Below are 6781 nucleotides of genomic sequence, written 5' to 3' on the forward strand. Positions count from 1 at the left end.
AAAGCAGAGAAAGTTCTCTGCTTTTTATTTTATTTTCAACAAACAAGATATCATGTAGATAAATTGTTAAAAGTATTTTATTTCACACGCATATAAAGACATAATAAAAAAACTTGTATTCATAACGAATACAAGCTCTTCAACTTAATGAATAATCGGATTGTAAAATGCTCGACCTGATTTTGTTAATTTCAAAGGTTTGAAATCATTATAAATCTGTTCAAAATGATTTGCATCAAAATCAAACCAACATGCATCCCATTCTCTATCCAGTTTGTTTAATTTGTTTTCAGACAAGAAATAAATCTGCATAGCATGTGAACCGTCATGATGATGACCAGAAATGATAAGTGAACCATCTTTATCTACACTTACGTCAATAGAATCTACTCGTCCCATACATTCTAATGGATTCTCATCATACGATAACATTCTGCCTCCTACAGGATTTTCATTCCAACGTCCTACACGACCTACAAGAGCAATACGTTCAACGTTTGTTTTATATCGTTTTTCGTACTGTTCAATTTCTGATTGTAAGAAATCCATAAAATATCGTTTTTCACTTTCCCAAGCAGAGTCTGACCATTGAATTGTACTCACATCAAATCCATCTTCTTCTTTAAAGTCATTACCGATATGCCAAACATCCTCAACCTTGTTATATGCTTCTTGGCAATCTCCTGTTGATAAAATTGTTGTCATGATTATTTCCTCCTAAAATTAATTTGTATTTTGAATACACCTGTTTATATAATCCTTATATTATAGATAGATGGACTTCATCCCATAACAGGTATAGAAATTACATTTAAAATAAACAACAATATTTTATTGACTTTAGTTAATAAAAAGATTTATACTTATTTATAGATACATAACGTTTAGATAACTAAGGAGAGATATTAAAATGGCTATTTCATTAGAGAAAAAAACGGAGATTGCAAAGATTGTATTAGAGAAGAAAAATCTTAAAGGAGTAATTGCTGAAGTTGTTTTTGTAGTGGATGGTTCTACATCTATGGAGCGATTATACATTAACCATACTGTACAAGATGTAACAGAATCCGCTTTAGCAGTTGGTTTAAATATTGATGCAAATAACTCAATTGATATTTACGGTTTCGGAAGAAGTCATAAGCATATCGGGGCTGTAAGCAAAGAGAATTACAAGAATTTCATTCAAAATGTATTCCTTCGTAAATTCAGTTTAGAGGGTGCTACTTTCTATGCAGGTGTTATGCAAGAAATCGTGAATAAATATGGGACAAAACCAGTGCAAAAACCTGTTGAATCTAAAGGTGGATTCTTATCAAAATTATTTGGTGGAAATGCTAAAGTTGAAACTGTAGAAAAACCAATTCCTGCAAAATACCCAACCTTTGTTGTGTTTATTACAGATGGAGATAACTTTAATGAAGACAAAGCTCCAACTAAGCGTATCATTCGAGAATCTTCTGACCAGCCAATCTTCTGGCAATTTGTTGGAATCGGGGAACGAGGTTCGTTTGCCTTCCTTGAAGACTTAGACAACATGGGTGGTCGTGTAATTGACAATGCTAATTTTGTTCAATTTACAAGAGAAGAGATTAATAACATGTCTCCAGAAGAATTATTAGAAAAACTTATGAACGAATTCCCATCATGGATTAAAGAGGCGAAAGCTCACGGATTCATTCAATAATATATAACAAATAGAAAAGCTCAATGACTTGTAATCATTGGGCTTTTTCTTGTTCATTTAAATGACGTTTTAATCCTTCCAGTAATTCTTCTTTCCCTTCTACCGTCACACCATCTATTTCTTTATAGCTAACCACATCTTCTCCCTCTTTTTTGAACTCTATATAAGTATAAAAATAGTATCTAAAATTCAACTCTCCTTCCTTTATCTCATAAGGCTTTACAGTTATTTTTCCATTAAATTTAAAATGTGTATCGTTTGCTGTTCTCTGTCCTTTGTACGTAAATAAAATCCAGTCGTTATGTTCATAACCTTCAAGTTGTGATAAGAATTCTAAAGACTCAACACTGGACTCTTTCCATTTCGCATAAATCCCCTTCCACATATCTTCTATTCTCTCTACTCTTTGATTCCACAGTGATGCTGTGATAATTTGAATGTTCTTACCTTCAAACAAGAGCTCATCTAAATCAAAATATTCTCCATATATTCTTCTTTTATTTCCAACCAATGCAGGTTCCCCTTTTAAATCACTAACTTTTTGTTGTTCTTCTAAAAATAGATGTTCAAATAACGCCACCTCACTTTTTTTACGCTTCAAAATACTCTTTGTTCGCTTCACTGCAAACTGCTCGTTTTCTAACATCTTCAATAAATCTGGTACTCCCTTTTCAACAAGAATTATTGCAGTCGTTTGAGCAACTTCTTTTTCCCCTTTCTTCATCGCTTCGTCATATGCTTCTTTTAATTTTAAAATTTCTTGTATTTCCATTGTCACACCTCGTAAGTTATTTTTTACTATTTCATAGTATATCATTGACTTTAGTTAATAACAAATGTAATATTGATTATAGATTTTAAAGAAAAAAGTAAATGAAAAGACATATAAATTTAAATTTTTAGGAGATGTAATTATGAGTTCAAACAAATTAGGTGCTCGAATGAAAGAGTACGAAAATAAAACAAGATTAACGAAAAGAAGTCCTGTAATTATTCGTATTGACGGTACACACTTTCACACATATACAAAAAAGATGAAAAAGCCGTTTGATGAGACACTTGCTAAAGCTTTCTGGGAAACAGCTAAATACCTCGCTCAAAATATTATGGGTTGTAAAATGGTTTACCACCAAAGCGATGAAATTTCATTACTATTAACGAACTACGAGAAAGTAACAACACAATCTTGGTTCGGTAATGACTTGCAGAAGATGGTTTCTGTATCCGCTTCTATGGCCACTGCGAAATTCAATGAGATTATGTTCCCGATTACAGGAACACTTGCATTCTTTGACAGTAGAGCATTTGTATTACCGAAAGAAGAGGTGACAAACTATTTCTTATGGAGACAACAAGACGCTACGAAAAATAGTATTGCAATGGTTGCTCAATCAAACTTTAAACACAAAGAATTACAAGGATATAACGGCTCTCAGTTACAAGAAAAACTATTTGCAGAGAAGGACATTAACTGGAACAACCTCCCTATTTGGCAAAAACGAGGTGTATGTATTACGAAACAATCCTATTTAAAAGGTACTGCTACAAGAACAAAATGGGATGTAGACTTTAACACACCTCAGTTCTCTAAAGATAGAGATTATATTGACCAACATGTCTTCAGTGAATTTGAAATGATTTCAAGAAAAGTTGAGCTGAATCTTCCAAAAGAACAACTTCAATCTTTATTAAGTGAATACTATGATTCTAAAATTTTGATTCCGTCTTGCCGTAATATAAGTGAAAAAGAGAGAATTGAAAATAGTCATTACCACGAATTATGGTCAATAACTGAAACCATTTTTGATGCGTTTAAAGAACATTCTATCCAAACTCTATCAGACTTTGCTGTTGTTCTTCGATATGTCTTTATCCAAACTTTCGGAGATACAGTAGAAATTAATTTAGATGTTTATATGGATGTTTCAAAAAATTTAATTAAAAAATCAAAGCACTACGATTCGATTGTAGCGTAGTCTAACTACTATATAAGGAGTTGCATATAAACATGCTTACACTCATCCATAAAATGATTGAAAATCCCCACCTACTTGTGGTGGGGGCTTTATCTATAGCACTTCTTTTATCACTATTTCCTACTTCTAAGGGTAACTATAGAGGAACAATTCGTTTCCCTCCTCCCACAAAAGAGATGCAGGATGAATTTGATATGTTTTTAGGGATTAATAAAGAAGTTTCTCCATCTAAAGATGCTTAAATTGTAGCTATCGGAAAGTTGTCAAGTTTGAAAATACATAAAGTCAGAAATGAGTGAGTAATAAATGGAAATGAAACACTTAGTTGAAATCAAGAGAAATAACTATTTACTCTTCCATCCTGGAGAAGATACAGAAGTCATTCCATTTGTTTCGAAAGATGACGAACAAGAGGTTTTAGATGCACTTTTAAAGGAATCCTATTTGTTTAATGGTTATATCGTTAAGGCATCTCTTATTTATGGTAGTGAGTATGCTGTCGTTGATACAGAGAAAAACACTACATTGGGTGAGCTACAAATTACTCCTATATTCGAACACTTAGGAAGATATTTTAAATTAGAAGAAATTGAAATTTGACATAGGGGTGAATCATATTATGACTGAAAAAGAACGTTTATTAGCAAAGAGCGATGGTGTCAAAGATTGTGTAAAACACTTGAAAAAGAAGATTAAAGCAGAACAAAGATTATTAAAACAGGAAGAAGAAAAAGATTTTTTTGCTAATGAATTCCAGATTGCAAGACACAGAGAAACAATTCGAGTTTTGACTGAGGAAAAAATCAGCTTAGAAAAGTACGCAAAAAAATTAAAGCATTTAGCAAATGAATGCTGAAAGGATACGATACAACATGGATTTAAAAGAAGAGTTACTATTTATGGGATTCTTAGGTGCAACTGTCAATGATGAAGTAGATGATGAAATTCATGTAATGGTACGTTTTAAATATCATTATCCTACTAAAGGAAATAAAATCTTCCATGATGGAAAGAAAGAATTTTCAAAAACTACAACACCTGAACAAATGTTTAAAGAAATTATTCAATGGGCAAAGAATTGCCCCGCAAATCATGGATTTGAAATTATCTTTTGGTAAAAGGTTGTGATGAATATGTTTATCGGAGCTCTACTAAAACAACGCATGTCTTCTCTTGGGTATGACATGAATCGTTTATCTGAAGAATCTACGGTGGATGTTCATGTTATAAATGGGTTATTAAATAATGCACTATCAATGAAACAAGTACATGAAGTAGATATGGACTATATTTGTCAGGTTCTCATGTGTGAGCCTATTTATTTTACAGATGCAAACGTTAGAAAGCAGGATATGGTTTATAACTCCCCTACACAGGAAGTTAAATCAAACAAAGTAAAGGCTAATTTGATGTCATTTGTAAATGATTTTGCATTTATCATGGAGATTTCAAGAGAATCTAAATCTACTAACTAAAATTATTAATAATAGGTGATATACATGAATCTTATTTTCTTAGATATTGATGGTGTTATGAATCATTCAAATTATTTTGTGAGAAGCAAACAACATATGCTACAGGCATTTTGTCCAAAAGCATTAGTAAACCTAAAAGAAATACTTGAAAAGTGCGATGCGAAAATAGTAGTTACTTCTACTTGGAGAAAACTCGGTTCTGCAAACACACTTAAGAAGTCTATCTTCTCTCATTATGGCTTACAAAAATATGTTATTGGTAGAACGCCTATATTAATAAATGAGCCAAGAGGAGCAGAAATACAGGCATTTATCGACAATTTCAATAAACCTATTGATAGATTTATTATTATAGATGATGACGATGACATGCTACATTTATCAGATAGACTTGTTCTAACAAGTCCTTATAAAGATGGATTAAATGCAAGCAAACGAGATGAAGCAATTCAACTATTGAACCAAGACACATCAATTATGTTATAATATTTATACAAGGTGAAGTGCTCCAACATCTCGCCTTATGTAACTGCTACCGTAAGGTGGATGGTTGCAAAAAAAGTTTATTTTTTCTTAGAACTGCCCTTCAGACGCTTGCTGGCATTGTGGGCGGTTTTTTATCTTTTTTTAATGATAATAAATACTTATTCGGTAGACTAATTATGACAACCCCTTATGAAGAACAGGATGAAGTAATTCAACGCCAAAACAATTCTGATTTCAAATAAAAAAACTGCATCCTTGTTTTTTTGTTCGGCTTTTTTATTCTCTTTAAGTTTTTGGTTACAGATAATAAGCATTACTATTCCAAGTATGTTAGATGACATACTTAATCCCAGTGTTGGCATATATAAAGGTGACCGCAACAACAAAAGAATCCGCAGAATCTAAATGCTCCTTATAGTTACTTCCTCGCATTACAGATTGATATTCTGGTACACTCAACATTTTAAAACAATCCCTCCCTCTTTAGTGAATTTCTCAAAATACCTGTTTATAGTTATCTTTATATTATAGAAAATAGGTATATTCATTATAAATTTTAAAATAAAAAAGAACGCACCTTATAGGAAACGTTCTTTCATCTGTTTATCTATATTAGAAATATAGAAATTGTTCTCTTAATGCATCTGTAATGTTCAAGTCAAAACTACCGACACATCCTAAAATATTATTAACATCATCAGGTGTATACATAGATAATGTACAACCCATTAACGGAAAGGTTAAAATATCCTTACCTACTTCCGTTAATCTTTCAAATACACTTTCTTGTAAATAATGTGATAGACCACATCCATGACTATATTCCACTAAACCATCTACATAATCGTATGGAATAAGCATAGAATATTCTCCAGTTTCTCTAATCTTTTTAGCTTCTTCATTAAATTTATCAATAGCATAAGATAATTCACGAGTTACATCTCTCACTTCTTTCGTTTCCATAGAAAGATAAAAGAATCGAGTTTTAATTGCTCCAACTACTTTCATTGAATTAATACACCCTACTAAATATCCTGGTTGGATGATTGAATCATTCAATGTCTGATTCTTGTTTACTTCAGTATTTAAACCGAATTTAATTGATTTATTTTCATTTACTTGCTTCATTACAATTCCACCTTTTAATTAATTTTATAAAC

General features: G+C 31.7%; 11 protein-coding genes and 1 pseudogene. 8 read left to right on the top strand and 4 right to left on the bottom strand.

From position 1 onward, the window contains the following. Positions 1-144: 144 nt before the first annotated feature. Entirely contained in the window at positions 145-705 is a 561-nt protein-coding gene (locus MR160_RS21700) for a hypothetical protein (RefSeq protein WP_242298037.1), read from the bottom strand. Positions 706-910: 205 nt separating this feature from the next. Between MR160_RS21700 and MR160_RS21705 the strand changes: the two genes are divergently transcribed. After that, a complete protein-coding gene (locus MR160_RS21705; RefSeq protein ID WP_242298039.1) occupies positions 911-1684 on the top strand; it encodes a VWA domain-containing protein in 774 nt (257 codons plus the stop codon). 34 nt (positions 1685-1718) lie between these two features. Here the strand turns inward: MR160_RS21705 and MR160_RS21710 are convergent, their stop codons facing one another. Then, entirely contained in the window at positions 1719-2456 is a 738-nt protein-coding gene (locus MR160_RS21710) for a hypothetical protein (protein WP_242298041.1), read from the bottom strand. Positions 2457-2598: 142 nt separating this feature from the next. On the opposite strand from MR160_RS21710, the pseudogene MR160_RS21715 reads away from it, so the two are divergent. The 7 genes and pseudogenes from MR160_RS21715 to MR160_RS21745 all read left to right on the top strand — a co-directional run. After that, a pseudogene (locus MR160_RS21715) lies at positions 2599-3321 on the top strand (tRNA(His) guanylyltransferase Thg1 family protein); the annotation flags it as partial. A gap of 371 nt (positions 3322-3692) precedes the next feature. Further along, complete coding sequence (locus MR160_RS21720) at positions 3693-3902, top strand: hypothetical protein (RefSeq protein ID WP_242298044.1); 210 nt, start codon at positions 3693-3695, stop codon at positions 3900-3902. Positions 3903-3966: 64 nt separating this feature from the next. Continuing rightward, positions 3967-4260, top strand: coding sequence for a hypothetical protein (locus tag MR160_RS21725; protein ID WP_242298045.1), 294 nt, complete (start codon positions 3967-3969; stop codon positions 4258-4260). 19 nt (positions 4261-4279) lie between these two features. Further along, positions 4280-4516: a hypothetical protein gene (locus MR160_RS21730; RefSeq protein ID WP_000136529.1), complete on the top strand. Its 237-nt coding sequence runs from the start codon at positions 4280-4282 to the stop codon at positions 4514-4516. A gap of 16 nt (positions 4517-4532) precedes the next feature. Further along, positions 4533-4778, top strand: coding sequence for a hypothetical protein (locus tag MR160_RS21735; RefSeq protein WP_098368613.1), 246 nt, complete (start codon positions 4533-4535; stop codon positions 4776-4778). A gap of 15 nt (positions 4779-4793) precedes the next feature. Next, the gene (locus tag MR160_RS21740) at positions 4794-5135 is read left to right on the top strand and encodes a hypothetical protein (protein ID WP_242298046.1); all 342 of its coding nucleotides are present in this window, start codon (positions 4794-4796) and stop codon (positions 5133-5135) included. Positions 5136-5159: 24 nt separating this feature from the next. Continuing rightward, positions 5160-5621 (top strand): HAD domain-containing protein, encoded by a 462-nt coding sequence (locus tag MR160_RS21745; RefSeq protein WP_242298047.1) that lies wholly within the window; start codon positions 5160-5162, stop codon positions 5619-5621. A 330-nt stretch (positions 5622-5951) separates the two neighbouring features. Here MR160_RS21745 and MR160_RS34880 read toward each other — a convergent pair whose 3' ends face one another. Continuing rightward, a complete protein-coding gene (locus tag MR160_RS34880; RefSeq protein ID WP_255805392.1) occupies positions 5952-6083 on the bottom strand; it encodes a hypothetical protein in 132 nt (43 codons plus the stop codon). Between the two features lie 150 nt (positions 6084-6233). After that, positions 6234-6749 (bottom strand): hypothetical protein, encoded by a 516-nt coding sequence (locus MR160_RS21750; RefSeq protein WP_242298049.1) that lies wholly within the window; start codon positions 6747-6749, stop codon positions 6234-6236. Between the last annotated feature and the right edge of the window lie 32 nt (positions 6750-6781).

Origin of the sequence: Bacillus cereus group sp. BfR-BA-01382 (assembly GCF_022663475.1) — a bacterium.
GTDB lineage: Bacteria > Bacillota > Bacilli > Bacillales > Bacillaceae_G > Bacillus_A > Bacillus_A thuringiensis_S.